The organism is Streptomyces sp. NPDC007264 (assembly GCF_042869095.1).
Lineage (GTDB): Bacteria > Actinomycetota > Actinomycetes > Streptomycetales > Streptomycetaceae > Streptomyces.
In genome coordinates this window covers 107390-132056 of sequence record NZ_JBIAFD010000006.1, presented here as the reverse complement: position 1 = coordinate 132056, position 24667 = coordinate 107390, and the positions used below count along the sequence as shown (strand labels likewise).

Sequence of the window (24667 nt, the reverse complement as noted above, 5' to 3'; positions counted from 1 at the left end):
CGGGGTCAGACCCGGATGACCTGCGGCCCCAGTAGTGCGTAGCGATGGGCCTCGGAGGCCGGCAGCAGGGTGCTGGTGACGATGGCCTCCAGGTCGCCGATCTCGGCGAACCGGCAGAAGCTCACCGCCCCGAACTTGGTGTGCACGCCCGCGAAGACCGTGCGGCGGGAGGCGCGGAGCGCCTGTGCCTTGACCTCGCTGACCGCCGGGTCGGGCGTGGTCAGTCCGTGTTCGCGGGAGATGCCGTTGGCGCCGATGAAGGCCAGGTCGATGACGAACCCGGCGAGCATCCTCGTCGTCCAGTGGTCGACGGTGGCGAGCGTGCCGGGCCGCAGCCGGCCGCCCAGCAGCAGGACCGTCGTGTTCGCGGCCTCCGCGAGCGCGCCCGCGGTGGCCAGGGACGCGGTGACCACGGTCAGCGGCCGGTCCCGGGGCAGTGCCTCGGCGATGAGCTGCGGGGTGAATCCCTCGTCCACGAAGACCGTCTCGGCGTCCCCGAGCAGTTCGGCCGCGGCGGTGGCGATCCTGCGCTTCTCGGGTACGTGGCGGGTGGCGCGGAAGGCGAGGGTCGTCTCGAAGCCGGCGCTCTCCACGGGGTAGGCGCCGCCGTGCGTGCGGCGGATGAGCCCGTGGTCCTCCAGGGCGCGCAGATCGCGTCGCACGGTCTCCTTGGCGACGCCCAGTTCGGCGGCGAGCGTGGTGACATCGACCGAGCCGGTGCGGCGGGCGGCCCGCACGATGTTCCGCTGGCGCTCCTCCGCCGTGCTCGCGGCCATGGCCGACACCGCCTTCCCTGGGTGCTGTGCGCGCTGCCCGTTCGGGCCCGGTGGGGCCCATGGGGGAAGTTCTACAGCGGGTGTGCGGCGGTGACCAGGTCTGTTGCAGGCCCGATGGTGCCCGTATGGGCCCGTTCCGCCCGGGTGGTGCCCGCCTCGGACCTGCGGGGCTGTGCGCCGGCAGGTGGGATCGGGCGGCGCGGATGCCCGAATGCGGCGGCGGGCGGGCCCGTTCGGCGCCCGCCCGCCGCCTTGTGCCGGAATGTCCGCGTCAGTACGGCCAGACCGGCGGGTCCGTGACGAAGTGGCCGCCCAGGCGTGCGTGGGCCGGGTTGTCCGGCTGGAGGCCGCCCTGCTCGGCGAGGAGTTTCCCGGCGTAGGGCTCGGAGTCGTCCCGTGGTTCGTAGCCGAGCGCCCGGGCGCTGGTCAGGTCCCACCACAGCCGGGTGTTGGCGGAGGAGCCGTAAACGACGGTGTGGCCGACGTCCTCGGCGGTCAGGGCCGCGTGGAAGAGGCGGGCGCCGTCCGCCGGGCTCAACCACAGGGAGAGCATGCGCACGCTGGTCGGCTCGGGGAAGCAGGAGCCGATGCGCACCGAGACCGTCTCCAGTCCGTGCTTGTCCCAGTAGAGCTGGGCGAGGTCCTCGCCGAAGGACTTGGACAGGCCGTAGAAGGTGTCCGGGCGGCGCGGGGTGTCGATCGGGATCAGCGGGTCGTCGCCGCGGGGGCGGGGGGTGAAGCCGACCGCGTGGTTGGAGGAGGCGAACACGATCCGGCGCACACCCTCCTCGCGAGCGGCCTCGTACAGGTTGTAGGTGCCCTCGATGTTCGCCTTGAGGATCTTGTCGAACGTGGACTCCAGGGAGATGCCCGCCAGATGGAGGACCGCGTCGACGCCCCGCACGGCCTCGCGCAGGGCCTCCCGGTCGGCGAGGTCCGCGGTGATCGCGTCCGGTTCGCCCTCGACCGTCCTGAGGTCCAGCAGGCGCAGGCGGTGGCCGTACTCGGGCAGCAGTCCCCGCATCAGGGTGCCGAGTCCGCCGGCGGCGCCGGTGAGCAGAACGGTGCGGGGAGCGGGCATCCTCGGCCTCCTTGGATCAACGGCCGCATGCGTATACAGCATTCACATGCATGGACACGCTAGGGAACTCCACGAGGCCCGTCAAGCAGGGTGTCCTCAAGGGTGTTCAGGCCTTCCTTCCGCGCGTGTGGCCACTTGACTGCCCCCAGGTCGGCGCCTAGCGTGGGCGCGTTCAGGGACATGGACGTGGATCAGAAACGTGCACCGATGTGAGGCCCGGTGGATCGGTGCGCGTCCGAGCGCCTGCTTCAAGGGAGAGCCCGTGACGTCACCCCCTCTCGCCGCTCGACTCGGCATCCCCAGCGGGCCCCTGTTCTTCCCCGTCACCGCCTTCGGGCCCGACGGCTCGGTCGCCCTCGACGTCTACCGGGCGCATGTGCGCGCGGGCGTCGAGGGGGGAGCCGCCGCCGTCTTCGCGTGCTGCGGCACGGGCGAGTTCCACGCGCTCACGCCCGAGGAGTTCCAGGCGTGCGTCCGGGCCGCCGTCGAGGCGGCGGACGGGCGGGTGCCGGTCGTGGCGGGCGCCGGGTACGGGACCGCGCTCGCGGTGCGCTTCGCGCGTCTCGCGCGGGACGCCGGGGCCGACGGGCTGCTCGCCATGCCGCCGTACCTGGTCGTCGCGGGGCAGCAGGGGCTGCTGCGACACTACCGGGAGCTGGCCGCCGCGACCTCGCTGCCGATCGTGGTCTACCAGCGCGACAACGCCGTGTTCACCCCCGGGACGGTGGTCGCACTGGCCCGCACGGACGGTGTCATCGGCTTCAAGGACGGGCTCGGCGACCTGGACCTGATGCAGCGGATCGTGAGTGCCGTACGCACCGAGGGCCAGGGCGACTTCCTCTACTTCAACGGCCTGCCGACCGCGGAACAGACCCAGCTCGCCTACCGCGGCATCGGTATCGCGCTGTACTCCTCCGCCGTCTTCTGCTTCGCCCCGGAGATCGCCCTCGCCTTCCACAAGGCACTGGCCTCCGGCGACGACCCCACCGCCCACCGGCTCCTCGACGGCTTCTACCGCCCGTTCGTCGAACTGCGCGCCCAGGGCGGCGGCTACGCGGTCTCCCTCGTCAAGGCGGGCGTCCGGCTGCGCGGCCTCGACGTCGGCGAGGTGCGTCCGCCGCTGCACGAGCCGGCCGAGGACCACGTCACACAGCTCGCCCGGCTCATCGACCGCGGCCGGACGCTGCTGCGGGAGGGCATGTGAGGGCCTCGGCGTTCCTCTACCCCTGGGACGTCAACGGGGACCCGGAGGCGGCCGACCGCGTCGCCGCGCTCGGCGTGCACCAGGTGACGCTGGCGTCCGCGTACCACTCCACCCGTGCGCTGACCCCCCGGCACCCCCGGCACCGCATCGTCACCGCCGGCCACGCGGCCGTGCTCTACCCGCCGGACGCACGCTGGGAGGGGCGGGCCCTGCGCCCCCACGCCGCCGGGGACTGGGCCCCGGGCGACGCGTTCGGCGAGGCGGCCGGGGCGCTCGCCGGCGCCGGTGTCGACGTGCACAGCTGGGTCGTGCTGGCGCACAACGCCCGCCTCGGCGAGGAGCATCCGCACACCTCCGTGGTCAACGCCTTCGGCGACCGCTACCCCTGGGCGCCGTGCATCGCGCAGCCCGCCACGCGCGCCTTCCTCGTGGACCTCGCGGCCGAGGCGGCCGTGCGGCCCGGCGCGCGCGGCACCGAGCTGGAGTCGCTGGGCTGGTACGGCCTCGCGCATCTGCACGCTCACGACAAGACGGGCGGCGTGGCGCTCGGGGACGCCGGACAGTACCTCATGTCGCTGTGCTTCTGCGCGAGCTGCCGCCGCGGGTACGGGGAGCAGGATGTGGACGCCGGGGAACTGGCGGCGGCGGTACGGGCCGCGCTGGAGCCGGTGTGGCGCGGCGCGCCCTCCGACGGGGGCTGGCCGGGCGTCGAGAAGCTGCTCGGCGGGTCCATGGCCGCCGCCACCCGCGCCTGGCGCGAGGGCACCGCCCGCACCCTCCAGGAGGCGGCGGTGGCCGCGGTCCGCGCGGCCGCGCCCGACGGCTTCCAGGTCCTGCTGCACGCGGACCCGGTGCCGTACCACTGCGGGGCGAACGCGGGGGCCGACCCCGGGCACATCCTGTCCGTCGCCGACGGAGTGGTGGTGCCCTGCACCGGGGGAGCGGGCCTGGTGGCACCGTTCGCGCGGCACGCCCGGCCGGAGACCGTCCTCGCGGCCAACCTCACCGTGGTCTCCGGGATGGGCGGCAGTCCGGGGACACTGGCCGCGGACGCGGAGGGCGCCGCCGCGCTCGGCGCCACCGAACTGCGGCTGTACCACGCGGGACTGGCGTCCGACGGCGATCTGGAGGCGGTACGGGAGGCTCTCGTGGGGCGGTGAGGCGGCGGTGCGAGCGGGGCGGCCCGGCGCAGCGGCGGCGTGTCAGGTCACCAGCCCTCGGCGGTAGGCGTAGACGACCGCCTGGACACGGTCGCGGAGCCCGAGTTTGGCCAGGATGCGTGACACGAAGGTCTTGACCGTCTCCTGGCTGATCACGAGGGCCGCGGCGATCTCGCCGTTGGACAGGCCGTCCGCGATGAGGCGCAGGACCTCCAGTTCACGGGGGGTCAGCGGAGTGTCGTCAGGGGTGCCCTCGGCAGGCCGGATCCGGGTCGCGTACCTGCCCACGAGCCGGAGCGTCACCTGGGGGTCCAGCAGTGCCGCACCCGTGGCCACCGTCCGGATCCCGTGCAGGAGCTGGGCGGGCGGCGCGTCCTTGAGCAGGAATCCGCTCGCACCCGCGCGCAGCGCCTCGTAGACGTACTCGTCGAGGTTGAACGTCGTCACCACGAGCACCTTCACCGGACGGCTGACCCCGGCACCGGCGAGCAGGCGGGTGGCCTGGATGCCGTCGAGCACCGGCATGCGGACGTCCATCACCACCACGTCCGGACGCAGCCGGCCGGCCAGATCGACCGCCGCCTGCCCGTCTCCGCACTCGCCCGCCACCTCGAGGTCGGGTTGAGCGCCGATGATCGTCACCAGTCCGGTGCGGATCAGCATCTGGTCGTCGCACACCAGGACCCGGATCGGCGCCGTCACGACGCGCTCTCCGCAGGTATGCGCGCCCGCACGACGAAGCCGCCGCCCGTTCGGCTGCCCGCGCTGAATTCGCCGCCCAGGATGCCGACCCGCTCGCGGAGACCGGCCAGGCCCCGCTCGCTCCCGCCGGGAGATCCTTCCCGCGAGCCCGAACCGTCCGTGCTGACCTCCACGGTGATCTCCCTCGCACTGTGGTGCACCCGGACCGAGGTGCGGCTGCCGCGGGCGTGCTTGAGGGCGTTCGGCAGGGCCTCCTGCACGACCCGGTAGGCCACGAGGTCGGCGCTGCCGCTCGACTCCGACGGTGTCCCCTCCTCGGTGAACTCCACCGGCTGCCCGGCCCGGCGCGTCTGCTCCACGAGCGTGAGAAGTCTGCCGACGGGCGGCGTGCGGGCCTCCCCGCTGCCGTGGCCGGGGTCGAGCAGGTCGAGCAGGTGCCGCAGGTCGGTGATGGCCCGCCGGCCGGTGTCGCTGACGGCGGTCAGCGTCTGGTCGAGGCGATCGGGCGCGGCGGTCAGATAGCGTGCCGCCTCGGCCTGCACCACCATCGCCGTCACATGGTGGGTCACGACGTCGTGGAGCTCGCGGGCGATGCGGGCGCGTTCGGCGGCACGGGTGTCCTCGGCGACGCGGCGGCGGCGTTCGGCCTCCGCGGTCCGGGTGCCCCGCAGCCACGCCCCGGCACCCCATGCCAGGACCAGGACCAGGTAGAACGTCACGAACTCCGCCGGCGGCTCGCCCGAACCGAGCCGGGAGAGCGCGACCGCCAGGGGCACGTAGGCCGCGGAGAAGACCAGCGCGGTGGCGCGCCGGTGCCGTTCCAGCCGGGATCCCGTACTCAGCAGAGCGACGGGCAGCGCGACGCCCGCGACCGAGTGGTAACCGCGCAGCTGGTCCACGGCGAAGCCGAGCGACACCAGGGTGAGGCAGAGGAGCGGCCACCGCCGGCGCACGGCGAGCGGGAGGCATTCGAGGACGACGGCCACCGCGGCCACCACGTCGAAGGAGCGGGCCGGTACGCCGCCGAGCTGTGTCCCGTGCCGATGGAACGCCGGCAGGAAGGACAGCCCGAGCAGGAGCAGACCGAGCGGGAGGTCCCGGATCGTGACGTCGAACCGGCGCCACCGCACCGAGACCCGCCGAAGACTGATCACCGGGCGAGTGTAGCGGTGGCGGCGGCCCGTCCCGCGCGCCCGCGGCGGGGCACCAGACGTCCGCGCCGGTGGGCCAGCCGCAGGAACGCGAGCATCGCCAGCACGCAGAAGAGGAGCGAGTAGAGGCTTCCCTCCGGGCCGAACTCACCGCCGGTGACCGGAACCGGGCCGGAGGTCGTGGCCTTCAGCAGTCCCTGGGCGGTGTCGTTGCCCGAGACCTCGGTGCTGAAGACGCCGGCGGCGGCGAAGTTCCAGCCGAAGTGCACCCCGATCGGTACCCACAGGGTGCGGGTGGCGGCGTACGCGGCGGCGAGCATGCCGCCGGCCTCGATCGCGATGGCGAGGGCACCCCACAGGGTGGCGTGCGGGTTGAACAGGTGCGACAGGCCGAACAGCACGCCCGTCAGGGCCAGGGCGATCCAGGTTCCGGTGCGTTCCTCGATGATGCGGAACAGGACGCCGCGGAAGAGGAGTTCCTCGGTCACGGCGGCGGCTGCCATGAAGCCGAGCAGCCCCACCGCGCCCGATGCCGATCCCAGGCCGTGGACGTGGTAGTCGCCGAGGAGGGCGATGTTCGCGATGACGGCCCCGAACAGCGCGAGGCCGATCCACGTCCCGCGCCCCAGCGCGGCACCGGCGCCCTGCCGGGCCGCCTCCGTCACCGGGCGGTGCTCGGTCCGCCGCACCACCCATCCGTAGACGAACACCGCCGACCCGGCCGTCACCAGGCCGAGGACGAGGGTCAGCCACGGGTGCCCGTCCGCCGCGGCCACGCACTGACTGCCGATCAGGGCGACCGCCACCACGGCCACAAGCTGCCAGACCACTCTCATGAGGACTCCTTCGTCAGCCCCGCGACCGGAGCGCCGCGGCTGTCTCGAACCTAGGGATCCGGCGGACCGAAGGCGTCACCGCACGGTGGACACCTGCACGTAGCTCGCACGGGGGACAGCGGGACCGCCGCCCGGCCCCGGCACCCTCAACCGGCGGCTTCGCGCGCGGCGTTGACGAAAGGCCGACGCGCTCCTACCGTCGTCGCGTCGCCCTTCGTACGTCATATATGAGACGCGATACACGAGATCCGAGAGGCGCGCATGACCTCTGTGCCCACACCGATCCCCTCCCGTACGCAGTTCGTGCTGGAGGGGATCAGACACCGCATCCTCACGGGACGGCTGACGCCCGGTCAGGCCCTGGTGGAGACCGAACTCGCCGCGCAGTTCGGGGTGTCCAAGACCCCGGTGCGCGAGGCGCTCAAGACGCTGGCCGGGACCGGACTCGTGGTGATGAGCCAGTACAAGGGCGTCACCGTGCGCATGGTGGACGCGGACATGGCACGCGACGTCTACGACGTCCGGCTGCTCCTGGAACCGGAGGCGCTACGGCGCTCCGTGCGGCGCGGGGCCCGTCTGGACGCCGCGGGCGAGGCCCTGCGCCGGGCGGACGCGGCCGCTGACGCGGCCGAACGCTCCCTCGCCAACCGGGAGTTCCACCGCGCCCTGTACCTGCCGTGCGGCAACCCGCTGCTCGGCCGGATGCTCGACGAGGTGCGCGACCAGGCCGCCCTCGTCTCCGCCGTCGCCTGGGCCGCCGAACCCTCCTGGGAACGGGAGGCCGCCGAGCACCGGGAGATCCTGCGGCTCGCCCTGGAGGGTCAGGCCGACGGCGCGGCGGGCGCCCTGCACGCCCACATCGCGTCGTTCGTGGAGCGCGCCTTCCCCGCGCCCGAGCCCCCGGGAGAGGACGGGCGGGCATGACCACGGCGTTCGAGGACCTGCGGACGGCCCTGGCCGGCGTGGTGGCGATCCCGGTGACGCCGTTCGCCGAGGACGGCGCCGTCGACCGGGCCACCCACCGGGCCGTGCTGCGACGGCTGCTGGACGCCGGGATCACGACGGTGACGCCCAACGGCAACACGGGTGAGTTCTATGCCCTCACCCCGGACGAGCGGCGCCTGGTCACCGAACTGACCCTCGAGGAGGCGGGGGAGCGGGCCGCGACCCTTGTCGGTGTGGGACACGACGTGCCCACCGCCGTCGCCTCGGCCCGGCAGGCCCGCGACCTGGGCGCCCCGATGGTGATGGTCCATCAGCCCGTCCACCCCTACGTCTCCGCCGCCGGCTGGGTCGACTACCACCGGGCCGTCGCCGACGCCGTGCCCGAGCTGGGCGTGGTCCCCTACATCCGCAACGCCCGGCTGCCGGGCGCCCGGCTCGCCGAACTCGCCGACCACTGCGCCAACGTCATCGGAGTGAAGTACGCCGTCCCGGACGCCGCCCGGTTCGCCGCCTTCGCGCGGGACGCCGGCCTGGAGCGCTTCGTGTGGGTGGCGGGCCTCGCCGAACCGTACGCCCCCTCCTACTTCTCGGCGGGCGCCACCGGCTTCACCTCCGGGCTCGTGAACGTCGCCCCGGCCGTCTCGCTGAACATGATCGACGCGCTTCGCTCCGGGGACTATCCCACCGCCATGAAGGTGTGGGAGCGGATCCGCCGCTTCGAGGAACTGAGGGCCGCGAGCGGCTCCGCCGACAACGTCACCGTCGTCAAGGAGGCCCTCGCCTCGCTCGGCCTGTGCCGCCGCGACGTGCGCCCGCCGAGCAGGCCGCTGCCCGAGGAAGAGCGCGCCGAGGTCGCCGCCATCGCCGCCGGATGGACCGTGTGAACGCCCCGCGCAGGCGCCCCGAGGACCTCAGGAGCCACCAGTGGTACGGAACCGGCGGGCTGCGCTCCTTCAGCCACCGGGCCCGCACCCGGCAGCTCGGCTACCTCCCCGAGGAGCACCTGGGCAAGCCCGTCATCGCGATCCTCAACACCTGGTCCGACATCAACCCCTGCCACGTCCACCTCCGCGACCGGGCCCAGGCCGTGAAGCGGGGCGTGTGGCAGGCCGGCGGCTTCCCGCTGGAGTTCCCGGTCTCCACGCTCAGCGAGACGTTCCAGAAGCCGACGCCCATGCTCTACCGCAACCTGCTCTCCATGGAGACGGAGGAGCTGCTGCGCTCGTACCCGGTCGACGGGGCCGTGCTGCTGGGCGGCTGCGACAAGTCCACGCCGGCGCTCCTCATGGGGGCCGCCTCCGTCGACCTGCCCGCCGTCTTCGTGCCCGCCGGGCCGATGCTGCCGGGCCACTGGCGCAGCGAGGTCCTCGGCTCCGGGACCGACATGTGGAAGTACTGGGACGACAAGCGCGCCGGGCTCGTCGGCGACTGCGAGACGGCGGAGCTGGAGAGCGGGCTCGCCCGGTCGCCCGGGCACTGCATGACCATGGGCACGGCGTCCACGCTCACCGCGGCCGCCGAGGCCCTCGGCATCACCGTCCCCGGCGCGTCCAGCATCCCCGCCGTCGACTCCGGACACGACCGCATGGCTGCCGCGTCCGGCCTGCGGATCGTCGAACTCGTCCACCGGGACCGCAGACCGAGCGACATCCTCACCCGTGAGGCGTTCGAGGACGCCGTGACGACGGTGCTCGGGCTCGGCGGCTCGACCAACGCCGTCATCCATCTGATCGCCATGGCGGGCCGGGCCGGGGTCAGGCTCACGCTCGACGACTTCGACCGCATCGCGCGGACGACCCCCGTGCTCGCCGATGTCCGGCCGGGCGGCGAGCGGTACCTCATGGAGGACTTCCACTTCGCGGGCGGTCTGCCCGGTTTCCTCTCCCGGATCCCGGACCTGCTGCACCTGGACCGGCCGACGGTCTCGTACGACACCCTGCGCGAGCAGATCGCGTCCGCGCGGGTGCACGACGACGACGTCATCCGCACCCGTGACAACCCGGTCGCGACCGAGGGCGGGGTCGCCGTCCTGCGCGGAAACCTCTGCCCGGACGGCGCCGTCATCAAGCACATCGCCGCCGAGCCGCGGCTGCTCAGACACACCGGCCCCGCCGTCGTCTTCGACGACTACCGCACGATGCAGCGGACCATCGACGACCCGGGTCTCGGCATCACCGCGGACAGCGTGCTGGTGCTGCGGGGCGCCGGGCCCAAGGGCGGTCCTGGCATGCTGGAGTACGGGATGCTGCCCATTCCCGACCACCTCCTCGAGCAGGGCGTACGGGACATGGTGCGGATCTCCGACGCCCGTATGAGCGGCACCGGTTACGGCGCCTGCGTCCTGCACGTGGCACCGGAGTCGCACGTCGGCGGGCCGCTGGCGCTCGTGCGGAACGGAGACCGCGTCACCCTCGACGTCGAGGCGCGCACCCTGCGGCTCGAGGTGGCCGACGACGAGCTGGAGCGCCGCCGGGTGGAGTGGACACCGCCGCCCGCGCGGTACGAACGCGGCTACGGCCTGCTCTACAACGGACAGATCACCCAGGCGGACACCGGCTGCGACTTCGAGTTCCTGGCCCGGCCGGGGAAGGTGCCGGACCCGTACGCGGGTTGACGCACACGGCGGAAGGTATCGATCGGGCAACGGGCCTCGCGCTCCCCGGTATGACGCGCGTAGAAACCTGTCATGCATAAGCCACTTCGCATCGCGGCCATCGCCGCCGCCTGTGCCGTCGCCGGCGGGGCCCTGTACGGCGCCGGCGCGGCCACCGCCGGTCAGTCGACGGCGAACTCCACCCACGAGCCCTACAACATCGGGCTCCTGGTCAAGGACATCGACACCTACTACGGCACCGCGCTCGACGGCAACGGCGTGTACCAGGCGTCGCCGGACAGCCCGTACGCCCAGGACCTGGCGGGTATCGACGCCGCCGCCAAGCGCTACATCGACAGAGCGGCACACAAGGCGCACCACCGGGGCGAGAAGCCGGCCGTCGTCTTCGACATCGACGACACCCTGCTGCTCAGCCTGGACTACGAGAAGCGCTACAACTACACGTACAGCTCGGCGACCTGGGCCGACTACGTCAACAAGGCGGACCGCCCGGCCGTCTTCGGCAGCCCCGGCCTCGTGCGGTACGCCGAGCAGAAGGGCGTCGAGGTCTTCTACAACTCGGGCCTGAGCGAGGCGCAGCGCTCCGCCGCCGTGGAGAACCTGAAGAAGATCGGCGCGGACGTGAACCTGGACGCCGGCCACATGTTCCTCAAGGACAAGGCCGACCCGCCCGCCTACCTGGGCGACTGCGCCACGCCGGGCACCTGGACCTGCACCACCGTCCAGTACAAGTCCGGTACCCGCAAGCACATCGAGGACGACCTCGGGTACGACATCATCGCCAACTTCGGCGACCAGTACTCGGATCTCGACGGGGGATACGCCGACAGGACGTACAAGCTCCCCAACCCGACGTACTTCGTCAGCTGACCGGCCGTGCCGTCGGCCGCGGCATTCCCGCGGCCGGCGGCCGCGGTGGCACGGTGATTCCGTAACACGGGGAAAACCTGAAGCGGGCTTCCCGGGGGAACAATCCAGCCAGCATTCCGCACGGTTCCCAGGCGACGAGGAGTTCCACGATGCCCGACACACAGCAGGCGGCCGAGACATCGAGTGCCGCACCCCCGGCGGGGAGCGGCGTCGACCGGTTCTTCCGGATCTCCGAACGAGGGTCCACCTTCGGCCGCGAGATACGCGGCGGGTTCGCGACCTTCTTCACGATGGCCTACATCCTCGTCCTGAACCCGATCATCCTGGGCAGCGCCAAGGACAAGTTCGGACACCAGCTCGACGCCGGCCAACTGGTCACCGCCACCGCGCTGGTGGCCTGTGTGATGACCGTCATCATGGGCGTCGGCGGCAATCTCCCGCTCGCCATCGCCGCGGGCCTCGGCCTCAACGCCGTCGTCGCCTTCCAGATCGCGCCCCTGATGAGCTGGGCCGACGCGATGGGCCTCGTGGTCATCGAGGGCGTCCTCATCTGCGTCCTCGTCCTCACCGGACTGCGGGAAGCCATCATGAACGCGATCCCGCAGCAGCTCAAGCAGGCCATCGGCGTCGGCATCGGCCTCTTCATCGCCTTCATCGGCTTCGTCGACGCCGGGTTCGTCAGCCGTATCCCGGACGCGGCGAACACCACGGTGCCGGTGCAGTTGGGCGCGGTGGGCCGGCTGACGGGCTGGCCGGTGCTGGTCTTCTGCGTCGGGGTGCTGCTGACCATCGCGTTGCTCGCCCGCAAGGTGAAGGGCGCGATCCTGATCAGCATCGTGACCATGACGGTCGTCGCGATCGTCATCGACGCCGCCGCCGACATCAAGAGCTGGGGCCTGACCACCCCGAAGGTGCCCGACACGGTGCTGGCGACCCCCGACTTCGGACTCGTCGGCCACTTCAGCCTGTTCGGCGCCTTCGGGGAGACCGGCGCCCTCACCGTGGTCCTGCTGGTCTTCACCCTCATCCTGTCGGACTTCTTCGACGCCATGGGCACCATCGTCGGCATCAGCGCGAAGGCCGGACTGCTCGACGAGAACGGCAAGGTGCCGGGCATCGGCCGCGTCCTGTTCATCGACGGCGCCGCCGCGGTGGCCGGCGGTGTGGCCTCGGGCTCCTCCAACACCGCCTACATCGAGTCCGCGGCCGGCGTCGGCGAGGGCGCGCGCACCGGGTTCGCCAACCTGGTCACCGGCGGGCTCTTCGGCCTCGCGCTCTTCCTCGCCCCCCTGCTGACCATCGTCCCGCTCCAGGCGGCGGCGCCCGCCCTGATCGCCGTGGGCTTCCTGATGATGACCCACGTCAAGCACATCGACTGGGACAGGTACGAGATCGCCATCCCCGCCTTCCTCACCATCGCGGCGATGCCCTTCACGTACTCGATCACCGACGGCATCGGCGCCGGGTTCCTGTCGTACGTCGTCGTCAAGACGGTCCTCGGCAAGGCCAAGGAGGTCCACTGGCTGCTGTGGGGCGTGTCGGCGCTGTTCCTCCTGTACTTCGCGATCGACCCGGTGGAGCAGGTCCTCGGGGTGAGGTGAGGCACGGGCCGGCGCGTCAGGCACTCAGGACGAGGGCCACCTCCTCAGAGCCTGCGCGTCGCCAGTGTGAGGCGGTCCCGCGCGTCGAACAGCGCGTCCTTGATCATCTGCTCGTGCGCGGGGGTCAGCCGGGCCACCGGCACCGAGCAGCTGATGGCGTCCCGTGCCGGGGTGCGGTACGGGACGGCGACACCGAAGCAGCGCAGGCCCAGCGTGTTCTCCTCGCGGTCGACGGCGAAGCCCTGTTCACGGACCTGGTGCAGCTCCTCGACGAGCCGCTCCCGGTCCGTGATGGTGTGCTCCGTCAGCGCCGGCAGCGTCTCCGGCAGCATCGCGCGGACCTGCTCGTCGGTGTACGTGCTCAGCAGCGCCTTGCCCAGCGACGTGGAGTGGGCCGGCAGCCGACGGCCGACACGGGTGAACGGGCGCAGGTAGTGCTGCGACTGACGGGTCGCGAGATAGACCACGTTGGTGCCGTCGAGCCGCGCGAGGTGGATCGTCTCCGTCGTGTCGTCCGACAGCCGGTCCAGCGTCGGGCGGGCCACCGCCACCACCTCGTCGCCGTCGATGTACGACGTGCCCACCAGCAGCGCCCGCACCCCGATGCCGTACCGCGTGCCGGTCGCGTCCGTCTCCACCCAGCCCAGGTCCACGAGCGTGCGCAGCAGCATGTACAGGCTGGACTTGGGGTACCCCACCGCCTCCTGCACGGCGGCCAGGGAATGCATACCGGGGCGGCCCGCGAAGTACTCGAGCAGTTCAACGGTCCGCACCGCGGACTTGACCTGCGCCCCGCCGCCTGTCTCGCCTGCCGACATCGCCCTTGACCCCTTCGTTCGACGGGAAATAGTCTCCGAGCAGCGCATTCATCATCAGAGACGGTGTTCAGTATATCGAACGCCCCTGGTGGATGAGGTACGAACTGCGGCATACATCTGGAGGGACCCGCGGTGGCAGCAGCACCAGTCTGGAGTGTCGACCCCCGTACCGGGAAGCAGCGGGAACAGGTCGCGGTGGAGGCCACGGCCCAGGAGGTGGACGCCGTCGTCCGCGCGGCCGACGCCGCGCGCGCCGCCCTCGCCGACCGCGGCGTCCGCTCGGCGTTCCTGCGCGCGGCCGCCGACGGTCTGGAGGCGGCCGCGGACCGGCTCATCGAGGCCGCCGACGCCGAGACCGCGCTCGGCCCGGTCCGTCTCACCGGGGAACTCGCGCGGACGTGCTACCAGCTGCGGGCCTTCGCGGACATCGTCGACGAGGGCGCGTTCCTCGACGTGATCATCAATCACCCCGATGCCACCGCGATCCCGCCGATCCCCGACCTGCGCCGCCTCAAGGTTCCGCTCGGTGTCGTCGCCGTCTACTCGGCGTCCAACTTCCCCTTCGCCTTCTCGGTCGCCGGCGGCGACACCGCGAGCGCGCTGGCGGCCGGCTGCCCCGTCGTCGTCAAGGCCCACCCGGACCACCCCGCGCTGTCCGAGCTGGTCGCCAAGGTGCTGCGCCGGGCCGCCGCCGGGCAGGGCGTCCCCGAGGGCGTCCTCGGCCTCGTCCACGGTTTCACGGCGGGCGTCGACCTGGTCGGGCATCCGCTGGTGGCGGCCGCCGGGTTCACCGGTTCCATCCGCGGCGGCCGCGCCCTCTTCGACGCGGCGGCCGCCCGGCCCGTACCGATCCCGTTCCACGGCGAGCTGGGCTCCCTCAACCCCGTCGTGATCACCGAGGCCGCGGCCGCCGAGCGCGCCGAGGCGATCGGGGCCGGGCTCGCCGGCTCGATGACCCTGGGCATGGGCCAGTTCTGCACCAAGCCGGGCCTGGTCCTGGCACCCGCGGGCGCCGCGGGCGACCGGTTCGTGAAGTCCCTGACCGAGGCCGTGAGCGCCGTGGACGCCGGGGTCCTGCTGGACCACCGGATGCGTGACACCTTCGTCGCCGGGATCGGCGAGCGCACCGGACTGCCGGACGTGGACTCGCCGGTGACCCCGGGAGCGGGTGGCGAGCACGCGGTGAGCCCCGGCTTCCTGACCGTCCCGGCGGAGCGGCTGACCGCCGAGGGCGCCCACGACCTCCTCCTGGAGGAGTGCTTCGGCCCGGTCACCGTGATCGTCCGGTACGAGGACGCGGCCCAGGCGTACGCGGTGCTCTCCCGGCTCCCCGGCAACCTCACCGCGACCGTGCACCTGTCGACCCGGGAGGCGGCCGGTGAGGGCCGCGGGGCGGAGATCCTCGCCCGGCTGACCCCGCTCGCCGGGCGCGTCCTCGTCGACGGCTGGCCGACGGGTGTCGCGGTCGCCCCCGCCCAGCACCACGGCGGCCCGTACCCGGCGACCACCTCGACGTCCACCTCCGTCGGAGGCACCGCCGTCGAGCGCTGGCTGCGCCCCGTCGCCTACCAGAACGTCCCCGAGGCCCTGCTGCCGCCGGAACTGCGCGACGACAACCCGCTCGGACTGCCGCGGCGGTTCAACGGCCGCCTGGAGCGGTAGCGTTCCGCGCGGCGTCCGCGGCCCGTACCTGGCGGCCGGGCCGCGGACTTCTCCTGAGAGACTCACGGGATGGACGTGGAACTTCCCGAACTGCCCTTCCCCCTGCGCACCTACGGCCCCGACGGGCACTGGTCGTACGAGGACGGGGTGCTCACCGGATGGGCGAGCGCGCGGCAGGACCTGTTCGTGCCGCCCACCGGCGAGTCGCTGGACGCCGCCTGCGACGCGCCCCGGCTGCTCGGGGCGCCGGAGGGCGACTTCCAGCTGATGGCCCGGGTCACGGTCGGCTTCACCACGGCCTTCGACGCCGGGGTGCTGCACGTCCACGTCGGCGAACGGGCGTGGGCGAAGCTGTGCCTGGAGTACTCGCCGGATGTGCCCACCGTCTGCACGGTGGTGACGCGCGGGCACTCCGACGAGGCGAACTCCTTCACGGTGGACGGCAGTTCGGTCTGGCTGCGGGTCAGCCGCACGGGCCGGGCGTTCGCGTTCCACGCATCGCGGGACGGGAAACGGTGGACGTTCGTCCGCCTGTTCACGCTGGCCGACGAGGGCTCGTCCTCGGCCGCGCTCGTGGGCTTCATGACGCAGTCGCCGGTGGGGGAGGGGTGCGTGGTCACCTTCGACCACCTGGAGTACCGGGACGCCTGGCCGGACGGGCTGCGCGACGGGTCGTGAGGCACCGGCTCGTGAGGCACCGGCTGGTTCGAGGACCGCGCCACCGGAGGCCGGCGATCCGTCCGCGCCGCCCGCCCGGGGAACAGCCCCAACCGTGTGAACGTTCACCCGTCCGGCGGAGGAGGTCTCCGTACCCGTACGAGGGAGAGAAGCCGAGAATGCGCGTCGAGATCTGGAGCGACATCGCCTGCCCCTGGTGCTACGTCGGCAAGGCCCGCTTCGAGAAGGCGCTCCGGGCCTTCCCGCACCGCGACCAGGTCGAGGTGGTGCACCGCTCCTTCGAACTGGACCCGCGGCGGGCCAAGGGCGACGTGCAGCCGGTCCTCACGATGCTCGCCGCGAAGTACGGGATGAGCGAGGCCCAGGCGCAGGCCGGGGAGGACAACCTCGGCGCGCAGGCCGCCGCCGAGGGCCTGGAGTACCGCACCACGGGCCGTGACCACGGCAACACCTTCGACCTGCACCGCCTGCTGCACCTCGCCGGGGAGAAGGGCAGGCAGGACGAGTTGATCCGGGTCCTGTACCGGGCGAACTTCGCCGAGGAGCGCTCCCTCTTCTCCGAGGGCGACGAGCGGCTGGTGGACCTGGCCGTCGAGGCCGGGCTCGACGCCGAGGAGGCCCGTGCCGTCCTCGCCGACCCCGCCGCCTACGCCGACGCCGTCCGGGCGGACGAGCGCGAGGCCGCCGAGCTGGGTGCCAACGGCGTGCCGTTCTTCGTCCTCGACCGCACCTACGGCGTCTCCGGCGCCCAGCCCGCCGAGGTCTTCACCCAGGCGCTGACACGGGCGTGGGGCGAGCGCATGCCGCTGCGGACGGTCGAGGACGGCGGAGCGGACGCCTGTGGACCCGACGGGTGCGCGGTGCCCCAGCGCTGACAACAGCGCAGGTCAGGACCTATCTATAAGCGTGGCTTAGGGAAACCACGTAGCGATCGGCAATGGACTATGACTTCCTCGGGCCCCACAGTGGTCCCATGGAGACCTTCGAGACCCTCGTCCGTGCCGAGTTCGCTCCGAAGAGCACCTACCTGAACACCGCGAGCACCGGGCTGATGCCGGCCCGCACGGTGGAAGCCGTGCGGACCGCCCTGGAGTCGGCCGCCGCCGGGCAGCCGACCGAGATGTTCGCCGACGTGGAGGCGGCGCGCGCCTCTTTCGCCCGGCTCACCGGGGTCCCCGTCCGCAGGGTGGCGGCCGGGGCCTCGGTCGCCGTCTACACCGGGCTGATCGCCGCCTCCCTGCCCCGGGGCGCGGAAGTGCTCACCGCCGAGGCCGACTTCAGCTCCGTCGTGACCCCCTTCCACCTGCGCGCCGACCTCGTGGTGCGCACCGTCCCGCTGGAGCGGATCGCGGAGTCCGTACGGCCCGGCACGGCCCTCGTCGCGGTCAGCGCGGCGCAGTCCGCCGACGGCCGGATCGCCGACCTGCCCGCCATCCGCGCGGCCGCCCGCGCCCACGGCGCCCGGACGTACGTGGACGCGTCCCAGGCGGCCGGCTGGCTGCCGATCGACGCCGACGCGTACGACTTCGTCGCCTCCGTCGCCTTCAAGTGGCTGGTCTGCCCGCGGGGCGTGGCCTTCCTGGTGGTGCCCGAGGACCTCGGCGGACTCACCCCCGTCTTCGCGGGCTGGGTCGCGGGCGAGGAGCCCTGGGACAGCTGCTACGGGCCGGTGGCCGAACTGGCCCACTCCGCCCGGCGGTTCGACGAGAGCCCCGCGCTCTTCTCGTACGTGGGCGCACGCCACTCACTGGCGCTGCTGGAGGAACTGGGCGTGGAGCGGGTGCAGGCCCACGACCTCGCTCTCGCCGACCGCTTCCGCGCGGGCCTCGCCCGCCTCGGCCACGAGCCGGTCCCCGCACCGGGCTCGGCGATCGTCTCCGTCCCCGCACTCGGCGCGCGCCAGCCGGAGCTGAGCCGGGCCGGCGTGGAGGTCTCGGACCGCGCGGGCAACCTGAGGGCCGCCTTCCACCTCTACAACACGACCGCGGACGTCGATCGCCTCCTGGACGTCCTGTCGGGCTGAGGGGCCGGCCCCGCAGGCGGCCCGCGCGGTCCGGGCCGTGCCGTGCGGTGGGGCTCACCGCACGGGAGTGAAGTCCCTCGCCCCGATGAAGGCGGGCCGCCGCACCGGCGCCGCGAAGGGTTCCACCGCCGCGTTCTCCACGCTGTTGAACACGAGGAACACATTGCTGCGCGGGAAGGGGGTGATGTTGTCCCCCGACCCGTGCATGCAGTTGCAGTCGAACCACGTCGCCGAACCGGCCCTGCCCGTGAACAGCCTGATGCCGTGGCGGTCCGCCATCGCGGTGAGGGCCTCGTCGGACGGAGTGCCCGCGTCCTGCATCCGGAGGGACTTCCTGTAGTTGTCCTCCGGCGTGGCCCCCGCACAGCCGAGGAACGTCCTGTGCGACCCCGGCATGATCATGAGACCGCCGTTGGTGTCGTGGTTCTCGGTCAGCGCGATCGAGACGGACACCGCCCGCATGGCCGGCATGCCGTCCTCGGCGTGCCAGGTCTCGAAGTCGGAGTGCCAGTAGAAGCCGCTGGCCCCGAAGCCGGGCTTGACGTTGATCCGTGACTGGTGGACGTAGACGTCCGAGCCGAGGATCTGCCGGGCCCGCCCGAGCACGCGCTCGTCGCGGACGAGCCCCGCGAACACCTCGCTGATCCGGTGGACCTCGAAGACCGAGCGGATCTCCTTCGACGCCGGCTCCACGATCGACCGCTCGTCGGCGCGGATCGCCGGATCGGCGACGAGCCGCTCCAGCTCCCGGCGGTAGACGGCGACCTCGTCCTCGGCGAGCAGCTCGTCGACGGCGAGGAAGCCGTCGCGCTCGTACGCCTGCAGGTCGTCGAGGGCGATCGGTCCGGGCGTGCCGGGCGCGCCCCACACGACCGGGTCCTGACGGGGGACGGACACCTCGGTGGTGCCGCGGCTGGGGTACGGATCGGTGACGGGGGTGACAGTGGTGGTCACGGTGATTCACACCTCCTCGGTGAGCAGGGGATAGACGCCGTTCTCGTCGTGGTCCTCCCGTCCGGTCACGGGCGGGTTGAAGACGCAGATGCAGCGGAAGTCCTCCTCGACCCGCAGCGTGTGCCGCTCGTGGCCGTCCAGGAGGTACACGGTCCCGGGCGTGACGGTGTACGTCGTGCCGGTCTCGTGGTCGGTCAGTTCGGCCTTGCCCTCGACGCACACGACGGCCTCGATGTGGTTCGCGTACCACATGGACGTCTCCGTGCCCGCGTAGAGGACCGTCTCGTGCAGGGAGAAGCCGACCTTCTCCCGGGCGAGGACGATCCGTTTGCTCTCCCACGTGCCGGACGCCGCCCTGACGTGCCGGTCGGTGCCTTCGATGTCCTTGAACGAACGGACGATCACGGTGGTACGTGCCTCCTTGCGCCGGGGGTTCAGACGGTTTCCCGGACGGCGCGGGCGAGGGTGCTCAGGCCCTCGTCCAGCTCGTCGGGGGTGATGGTGAGGGCCGGGAGCAGCTTGACGACCTCGCTCTCGGGACCGGACGTCTCCACGAGCAGACCGAGCTCGAAGGCACGGCGGGCCACGCGCTCCGCGCGCCGCCTGTCGTGGAACTCCAGGCCCCACACGAGCCCGCGCCCGCGGTACTCCTTGATGTCGGCGAGGTTCTCCTCGGTGATGGAGATCAGCTCCTGCTCGACCTGCTCGCCGCGCGCCCGGGTCTGCTTCTCCATCGCGGACCCGTCGGTCCAGTAGGCCTCCAGGGCGGCGGTCGCCGTGACGAACGCGGGGTTGTTGCCGCGGAAGGTGCCGTTGTGCTCGCCCGGCTCCCAGATGTCCAGCTCCGGTCCGAACAGGCACAGCGACATGGGCAGTCCGTAGCCGCTGACGGACTTGGACACGGTGACGATGTCGGGCACGATCCCGGCCTCCTCGAAGGAGAAGAAGGCGCCGGTGCGCCCGCAGCCCATCTGGATGTCGTCGACGATCAGCAGCATGTCGCGGCGCGCGCACAGGTCGGCGAGTCCCCGCAGCCACTCGGGCCGGGCGACGTTGATGCCGCCCTCGCCCTGCACCGTCTCGACGATGACGGCGGCGGGCCGGTTGAGTCCGGATCCCTGGTCCTCCAGGAGCCGCTCGAACCACAGGAAGTCCGGGACCCTGCCGTCCAGGTAGTGGTCGAAGGGCATGGGGGTCCCGTGCACCAGGGGAATCCCGGCGCCGGCGCGCTTGAAGGCGTTGCCGGTGACCGCGAGGGATCCCAGGGACATGCCGTGGAAGGCGTTGGTGAAGGACACGATGGCCTCGCGCCCCTTCACCTTGCGGGCCAGCTTGAGGGCGGACTCGACGGCGTTGGTGCCGGTGGGCCCCGGGAACATGACCTTGTACGGCAGGCCGCGCGGCCGCAGGACGAGGTCCTGGAACGCCTGGAGGAAGGACCGCTTGGCGACGGTGGACATGTCGAGCCCGTGGGTGACGCCGTCCCGCTCCAGGTAGTCGATCAGCGCCCGTTTCAGGACGGGGTTGTTGTGCCCGTAGTTGAGCGAGCCGGCGCCGGCGAAGAAGTCGAGGTACGCGCGCCCGTCCTCGTCGTACATGCGGCTGCCCTGCGCGCGGTCGAAGACGGTGGGCCAGCCGCGGCAGTAGCTGCGCACCTCCGACTCCAGGGTCTCGAAGACGCCGAGGTCGGGCTGGGTGATGGTCACGGCGAAAACGCTCCTCGGTACGTGGGGGTCAGGCGGAGAGGGGGCCGATGCGGTAGAGGACCTCGGGCTCGTGCGGCCCGTCGGGGAACTGGCGTGTCCCGAAGAGGACGTCACGCTCCACGGCCGCACCGTGCCGCCGGGCGTAGGACAGGAACAGGCGCTCGGAGGCGGTGTTGCCCGGAGTGATGGTCGTCTCGATCCCCGTCACCCCGTGCTCGTCCGCGACCCGCGCCGTGAGCGCGTCCAGCAGCCGGCCCGCGAGCCCGCGACCGCGGTGGGCGGCGTCGACGGCCACCTGCCACACCAGGAGGGTGCGGGGTCGGTCGGGCCGGAGGTAGGCGGTGACGAACCCGACGGGCGGCCCGCCCGGTTCCGTACGCGCCACCGCCGAGGTGCCGGCGAAGTCACGGCACCACAGCAGGTAGCTGTAGGAGGAGTTCAGGTCGAGGGCCCCGGAGTCCCGGGCCATGCGCCAGAGCGCGGCCCCGTCCGCCACCACCGGACGGTCGATCCGGGGTTCCTCCGGCATTTTCGGGAATTCCGCTTGCAGGTCTGCTTGTGCGGCGGTCATGCGGAATGAATTTACCGAGAGAAATTTAAAATTGCATCGCCGGAAGGGCTTTCGGGCGGTCGGTCGATGTGTTAATCACGCGGGCGCGTACGCCCGCATGGAGGGGCGAGATTTGGTCCGATATGACCGTGGAATACCGGGCAAAAGTGATGGGGTGTGGAGTGGGTCACACCCCTGTAACCCTCACGAGATCCCTCCGAATTGCATCGGTTGATCTTCGCAGAATCTTTGCGTTTAGGCCGGAGGAAAGCGGGCAGACGAATACGGGGAGCTGCCCTGAATGGAATTCTTGAATTGTGCGGACTGTGCGGGACCGGGGGAAGCGGGAAAGGGGTCCGGAAAAAGGGCCGGACTCAGGCGCCGGTCACTCCGTCGATGCGCTCCCGCAGGATGTCCGCGTGGCCGTTGTGGCGGGCGTACTCCTCGATCATGTGCACATGGACCCAGCGGAGGCTCACCTCCAGCCCGCCCAGGGGACCGCCTTCGGGGATGCGCCCCAGGTCGTCGAGCGAGCGACCGGCGCACACCTCCCGCCCCCGGTCGATCTCCCTCCGCCACACGGCGAGCGCCTCGTCGATCCCGCGTGCGGGGCTGAGCCGGTAGCCCGTCTCCTCGTCGAACACCGGAGGCAGTCCGGGATCGCCGAACGCCCGCTGGTACCAGGTGCGTTCCACCTCGGCGAGGTGCTGGACCAGCCCGAGCAGGGTCAGCGCGGAGGGCTCGGCGGAAGCGAGCCGCACCTGACGGTCGTCGAGCCCGGAGCACTTGAGCGCCAGGGTGGCGCGGTGGAACCCCAGCCAGCTCTCCAGCATGGGCCGCTCGTCACCCGTCATCAGGGGGACGGGCCGGCCGTCGGGAAGGGTGGCGGAGGGGGCGGGGCCGGGGGCGTCGGTGGAGGTCATACGGGGAGTCTGGCACCGCAGGCCCCACCGCGCGGGCAGGGAGCGCATCTCCGACCGGGTGGGCCGGACGGGGGAGCACCCGGACTAAGGTGCGGTGCATGAACGATCGCGCGGTGCTGCATGTGAAGGGGCGGGTGCTCGTCGGACCGGACGAGGCCCGTGACGAGGTGTGGGTGGTCGACGGCCGGGTCTGCCTCGACCGCCCGGCGGGCGCCCGCGACGTGCGGACCGTCGAGGGCTGGGCGCTGCCCGGCCTCGTCGACGCGCACTGCCATGTCGGCCTCGACGCCCACGGCGCGGTCCCCGACGACGTGGCCGAGAAGCAGGCGCTGACCGACCGCGACACCGGCACCCTGCTGGTCCGCGACGCGGGCTCCCCGTCGGACACGCGCTGGATCGACGACCGCGACGACCTCCCGAAGATCATCCGGGCCGGACGGCACATCGCGCGCACCCGCCGCTACATCCGCAACTACGCCTGGGAGGTCGAACCCGACGACCTGGTCGCGTACGTCGCGCAGGAGGCCCGGCGCGGCGACGGCTGGGTCAAGCTGGTCGGGGACTGGATCGACCGTGAGGCCGGGGACCTGTCGGCCTGCTGGCCTCGCGGGGCGGTCGAGGCCGCGATCGCCGAGGCGCACCGGCTGGGCGCGCGGGTCACCGCGCACTGCTTCTCCGAGGACTCCCTGCGGGATCTGGTCGAGGCGGGCATCGACTGCGTCGAGCACGCGACCGGCCTGACGGAGGAGACGATCCCCCTGTTCGCGGAGCGGGGCGTCGCGATCGTCCCGACCCTCGTGAACATCGCGACCTTCCCGAAGCTCGCCGAGGGCGGCGAGAGCCGGTTCCCGCGCTGGTCGGCGCACATGCGGCGGCTGCACGCCCGGCGCTACGACACCGTGCGGGCCGCCTACGACGCCGGAATCCCCGTCTACGTCGGCACGGACGCGGGGGGCTCGCTGGCCCACGGCCTGGTCGCGGAGGAGGTGGCGGAACTGGTGACCGCCGGGATCCCGGCGGTGGCGGCGCTGTCGGCGGCCACATGGGGCGCCCGGACCTGGCTGGGCCGCCCGGGTCTGGACGAAGGGGCACCGGCGGACCTCGTGGTCTACGAGACGGACCCGCGCACGGACGTACGGGTCCTGGCCGCGCCGCGGCGGGTGGTGCTCAACGGGCGGGTGGTCGTCTGACCGTCCGTCGGCCGAGCGTGACGTACGGCGGAGCGGGTCGTTGTGCACCCCGTCGTGCGCGCGGGGTGGCCACCGGCGTGTCCTGCGCAGGGGTGGGACGGAGGGGGAAACGGGGAACATCCGTGCCATGGAAATCGAAAAAATCCACGGAAACCCCACGATGGAGTGAAGTCACGGAGGATCGCTGACGGTTCACTCTGAGTGCGTAATTCTTACGGGGTCCCAAGCATGTCTCATCTGGGGGTCCCACCACCTTGAACGGCAACCACTTCCGCATGCCCGCCCGCCGCTGCGTCACCGTCGCGGCGGCCACGGCCCTCGCCGCCGGCCCGGCGGCGCTGGCCGGCGCGGGCTCCGCCCACGCGACCACCGACCACGGTCGCGCGAGCGCCGTCGTGCTGCGCACCGGGCTCGACGTGTCCCTGCTCAACAAGTCCGTGAACGTCCCGCTCACGGTCACCCTCAACGAGGTGCACGCGCCGCAGAGCGCGGAAAGGACCGCGCTGACCGCCCGGCTCGACGGGGTCGACGGAGGGAAGCCCTTCAGCGTGCTGCGCGCGGACGTGGCCTCGGCGAAGGCGACGACGTCCGATGCCGCGGCCGAGGGCTCGGTCAACCTGGCCCACGCCGCCCTCCATGTGCCGGGCCTGCCGCTGCTCTCCCTCGTCCAGGTCGACGGGGTCACCTCGAAGGCGACCTGCGAGGCCGGAAAGGCGCCGGTCGCCGTGTCGAACGTCCTGGGCGCCGTCACGGTCCTCGGCAAGAAGGTGACGCTCAGCGCCGGCGGCACGACCGATGTGAAGGTGCCCGGCGTCGGCGAGGTCCGCCTGGACCTGTCGACCCGGGAGACCACGTCCCGCACGGCGGCCGCCACAGCCCTCCGGCTCAAGGTGTCCGTCAACCCGCTGAAGCTGAACGTGGCCGAGGTCGAAGGCACCGTCACACTGGCGAAGGCGACGTGCGAGACCCCGGGGGCGCCCGCCGCGTCCACGGCGCCCGCCGCGTCCACGGCGCCCACCGAGCCCGCGGGCTCCGCGGCATCCACGGCATCCACGGCCGGCCCCGCGCAGGACGTGAAGGCGCAGGGGGCGGCCGCGAAGCAGAACCTCGCGGAGACCGGCGGCAGTTCGGCGACGCCCTACCTCGTGGGCGGGGCGGTCGCACTGCTGGCCGCGGGCGGAGGAGCCGTGGGGCTGGCCCGCCGGCGCCGAGGCTGAGCAGGC

At 72.3% G+C, this 24667-nt stretch carries 24 protein-coding genes; 13 read left to right on the top strand and 11 right to left on the bottom strand.

Translation table 11 applies throughout. The features are described from left to right. Positions 1–5 precede the first annotated feature (5 nt). Together ACFYMU_RS12080 and ACFYMU_RS12075 are read right to left on the bottom strand one after the other, a co-directional pair. Positions 6–776 (bottom strand): DeoR/GlpR family DNA-binding transcription regulator, encoded by a 771-nt coding sequence (locus tag ACFYMU_RS12080; protein WP_388371738.1) that lies wholly within the window; start codon positions 774–776, stop codon positions 6–8. Between the two features lie 271 nt (positions 777–1047). Then, positions 1048–1857 carry an NAD-dependent epimerase/dehydratase family protein gene (locus ACFYMU_RS12075; RefSeq protein WP_388371735.1) on the bottom strand — a complete coding sequence of 270 codons (810 nt, stop codon included), beginning with the start codon at positions 1855–1857 and terminating at the stop codon, positions 1048–1050. A gap of 262 nt (positions 1858–2119) precedes the next feature. Between ACFYMU_RS12075 and ACFYMU_RS12070 the strand changes: the two genes are divergently transcribed. Then, positions 2120–3061: a 5-dehydro-4-deoxyglucarate dehydratase gene (locus ACFYMU_RS12070; protein WP_388371732.1), complete on the top strand. Its 942-nt coding sequence runs from the start codon at positions 2120–2122 to the stop codon at positions 3059–3061. Further along, positions 3058–4221 carry a hypothetical protein gene (locus ACFYMU_RS12065; protein ID WP_388371729.1) on the top strand — a complete coding sequence of 388 codons (1164 nt, stop codon included), beginning with the start codon at positions 3058–3060 and terminating at the stop codon, positions 4219–4221. Before ACFYMU_RS12070 ends, ACFYMU_RS12065 begins: the two co-directional genes overlap by 4 nt. Before the next feature lie 42 nt (positions 4222–4263). On the opposite strand, the gene ACFYMU_RS12060 is transcribed toward ACFYMU_RS12065, so the two are convergent. Genes ACFYMU_RS12060 through ACFYMU_RS12050 form a run of 3 tightly spaced genes read right to left on the bottom strand, consistent with a single transcriptional unit; the run spans position 4264 to position 6910 of the window. After that, entirely contained in the window at positions 4264–4923 is a 660-nt protein-coding gene (locus tag ACFYMU_RS12060) for a response regulator (RefSeq protein ID WP_388371727.1), read from the bottom strand. Next, positions 4920–6077: a sensor histidine kinase gene (locus ACFYMU_RS12055; protein WP_388371724.1), complete on the bottom strand. Its 1158-nt coding sequence runs from the start codon at positions 6075–6077 to the stop codon at positions 4920–4922. The genes ACFYMU_RS12060 and ACFYMU_RS12055 overlap by 4 nt, the downstream gene beginning before the upstream one ends. Further along, the gene (locus ACFYMU_RS12050) at positions 6074–6910 is read right to left on the bottom strand and encodes a CPBP family intramembrane glutamic endopeptidase (RefSeq protein WP_388371721.1); all 837 of its coding nucleotides are present in this window, start codon (positions 6908–6910) and stop codon (positions 6074–6076) included. The genes ACFYMU_RS12055 and ACFYMU_RS12050 overlap by 4 nt, the downstream gene beginning before the upstream one ends. A 261-nt stretch (positions 6911–7171) precedes the next feature. Here ACFYMU_RS12050 and ACFYMU_RS12045 point away from each other — a divergent pair, with 261 nt between their 5' ends. From ACFYMU_RS12045 to ACFYMU_RS12025, 5 genes are all read left to right on the top strand, one after another. Further along, positions 7172–7834, top strand: a complete 663-nt coding sequence (locus ACFYMU_RS12045) for a GntR family transcriptional regulator (protein ID WP_388371719.1) — start codon at positions 7172–7174, stop codon at positions 7832–7834. After that, positions 7831–8739 carry a dihydrodipicolinate synthase family protein gene (locus tag ACFYMU_RS12040; protein WP_388371716.1) on the top strand — a complete coding sequence of 303 codons (909 nt, stop codon included), beginning with the start codon at positions 7831–7833 and terminating at the stop codon, positions 8737–8739. Before ACFYMU_RS12045 ends, ACFYMU_RS12040 begins: the two co-directional genes overlap by 4 nt. Beyond that, positions 8727–10469, top strand: coding sequence for an L-arabinonate dehydratase (gene araD, locus ACFYMU_RS12035; RefSeq protein ID WP_388371714.1), 1743 nt, complete (start codon positions 8727–8729; stop codon positions 10467–10469). The genes ACFYMU_RS12040 and araD overlap by 13 nt, the downstream gene beginning before the upstream one ends. 72 nt (positions 10470–10541) lie before the next feature. Beyond that, complete coding sequence (locus tag ACFYMU_RS12030; RefSeq protein ID WP_388371712.1) at positions 10542–11339, top strand: HAD family acid phosphatase; 798 nt, start codon at positions 10542–10544, stop codon at positions 11337–11339. 149 nt (positions 11340–11488) lie between these two features. Then, on the top strand, positions 11489–12940 hold the full coding sequence (locus tag ACFYMU_RS12025) for an NCS2 family permease (RefSeq protein ID WP_388371710.1): 1452 nt from the start codon (positions 11489–11491) through the stop codon (positions 12938–12940). A 44-nt stretch (positions 12941–12984) separates the two neighbouring features. On the opposite strand, the gene ACFYMU_RS12020 is transcribed toward ACFYMU_RS12025, so the two are convergent. Continuing rightward, positions 12985–13758, bottom strand: coding sequence for an IclR family transcriptional regulator (locus ACFYMU_RS12020; RefSeq protein WP_388371708.1), 774 nt, complete (start codon positions 13756–13758; stop codon positions 12985–12987). A 132-nt stretch (positions 13759–13890) separates the two neighbouring features. Here ACFYMU_RS12020 and ACFYMU_RS12015 point away from each other — a divergent pair, with 132 nt between their 5' ends. The 4 genes from ACFYMU_RS12015 to ACFYMU_RS12000 all read left to right on the top strand — a co-directional run bounded on the left by ACFYMU_RS12015 (position 13891) and on the right by ACFYMU_RS12000 (position 18121). Then, positions 13891–15420 carry an aldehyde dehydrogenase (NADP(+)) gene (locus tag ACFYMU_RS12015; protein WP_388371705.1) on the top strand — a complete coding sequence of 510 codons (1530 nt, stop codon included), beginning with the start codon at positions 13891–13893 and terminating at the stop codon, positions 15418–15420. Between the two features lie 69 nt (positions 15421–15489). Then, positions 15490–16098 (top strand): DUF1349 domain-containing protein, encoded by a 609-nt coding sequence (locus ACFYMU_RS12010; protein WP_388371703.1) that lies wholly within the window; start codon positions 15490–15492, stop codon positions 16096–16098. Positions 16099–16256: 158 nt separating this feature from the next. Then, a complete protein-coding gene (locus ACFYMU_RS12005; RefSeq protein WP_388371700.1) occupies positions 16257–16973 on the top strand; it encodes a DsbA family oxidoreductase in 717 nt (238 codons plus the stop codon). A gap of 62 nt (positions 16974–17035) precedes the next feature. Beyond that, positions 17036–18121, top strand: coding sequence for an aminotransferase class V-fold PLP-dependent enzyme (locus ACFYMU_RS12000; protein ID WP_388371697.1), 1086 nt, complete (start codon positions 17036–17038; stop codon positions 18119–18121). Between the two features lie 54 nt (positions 18122–18175). Here ACFYMU_RS12000 and thpD read toward each other — a convergent pair whose 3' ends face one another. The 5 genes from thpD to ACFYMU_RS11975 form a co-directional block, all read right to left on the bottom strand. Beyond that, the gene (gene thpD / locus ACFYMU_RS11995; RefSeq protein ID WP_388372226.1) at positions 18176–19081 is read right to left on the bottom strand and encodes an ectoine hydroxylase; all 906 of its coding nucleotides are present in this window, start codon (positions 19079–19081) and stop codon (positions 18176–18178) included. Then, positions 19082–19480, bottom strand: a complete 399-nt coding sequence (locus ACFYMU_RS11990) for an ectoine synthase (RefSeq protein WP_388371694.1) — start codon at positions 19478–19480, stop codon at positions 19082–19084. It lies immediately after the preceding gene. 29 nt (positions 19481–19509) lie between these two features. Further along, positions 19510–20781: a diaminobutyrate--2-oxoglutarate transaminase gene (gene ectB, locus ACFYMU_RS11985; protein WP_388371691.1), complete on the bottom strand. Its 1272-nt coding sequence runs from the start codon at positions 20779–20781 to the stop codon at positions 19510–19512. Between the two features lie 28 nt (positions 20782–20809). After that, positions 20810–21352, bottom strand: coding sequence for a diaminobutyrate acetyltransferase (gene ectA / locus ACFYMU_RS11980; protein WP_388371688.1), 543 nt, complete (start codon positions 21350–21352; stop codon positions 20810–20812). 353 nt (positions 21353–21705) lie between these two features. Further along, positions 21706–22254 (bottom strand): DinB family protein, encoded by a 549-nt coding sequence (locus ACFYMU_RS11975; protein WP_388371685.1) that lies wholly within the window; start codon positions 22252–22254, stop codon positions 21706–21708. 98 nt (positions 22255–22352) lie between these two features. Here ACFYMU_RS11975 and ACFYMU_RS11970 point away from each other — a divergent pair, with 98 nt between their 5' ends. Together ACFYMU_RS11970 and ACFYMU_RS11965 are read left to right on the top strand one after the other, a co-directional pair. Beyond that, entirely contained in the window at positions 22353–23444 is a 1092-nt protein-coding gene (locus ACFYMU_RS11970; RefSeq protein ID WP_388371682.1) for an amidohydrolase family protein, read from the top strand. A 254-nt stretch (positions 23445–23698) separates the two neighbouring features. Next, the gene (locus ACFYMU_RS11965) at positions 23699–24661 is read left to right on the top strand and encodes an SCO1860 family LAETG-anchored protein (RefSeq protein ID WP_388371679.1); all 963 of its coding nucleotides are present in this window, start codon (positions 23699–23701) and stop codon (positions 24659–24661) included. Positions 24662–24667: the final 6 nt, after the last annotated feature.